The organism is Vibrio sp. 1727, assembly GCF_033344415.1.
Taxonomy (GTDB): Bacteria; Pseudomonadota; Gammaproteobacteria; order Enterobacterales; family Vibrionaceae; genus Vibrio; species Vibrio alginolyticus.
Genome location: NZ_JAWPOT010000566.1, coordinates 1 through 549, shown reverse-complemented (window position 1 = coordinate 549; position 549 = coordinate 1). Strand labels below are relative to the sequence as shown.

At 49.2% G+C, this 549-nt stretch carries 1 pseudogene; it reads left to right on the top strand.

Annotated features, from left to right (window positions below):
- Window positions 1–549, top strand: a pseudogene (locus R8O10_RS26970) (1-deoxy-D-xylulose-5-phosphate reductoisomerase); the annotation flags it as partial.

The following is a 549-nucleotide window of genomic DNA, read 5'->3' as shown; positions in this document are numbered from 1 at the left end:
TGGCAGCCATTGTTGGTGCAGCGGGTTTGTTGCCAACCATGGCGGCCGTTAAAGCGGGCAAGCGCGTATTGCTGGCGAATAGAGAAGCGCTTGTCATGTCTGGGCAGTTGTTTATTGATGCCGTTGAACAATACGGGGCAGAGTTGCTGCCAGTAGACAGTGAACATAATGCTATTTTCCAGTGCCTACCACAGCAAGTTCAAACCAATCTTGGCCGCTGTAACTTAGATGAGCATGGCATTTCTAGTATTCTGTTAACCGGATCTGGCGGTCCATTCCGTTACGCTGACATTGCCGATCTCGACAGCGTAACGCCAGCACAGGCAATCGCGCACCCTAACTGGTCTATGGGGCCAAAGATTTCGGTCGATTCTGCGACTATGATGAATAAAGGTCTTGAGTACATTGAAGCAAAATGGCTATTCAATGCGGCTCGTGACCAGTTAAAAGTGATTATTCACCCGCAATCCGTGATCCATTCAATGGTTCAGTATCGTGATGGTTCGGTACTGGCGCAAATGGGAGAGCCAGATATGGCAACACCAATTG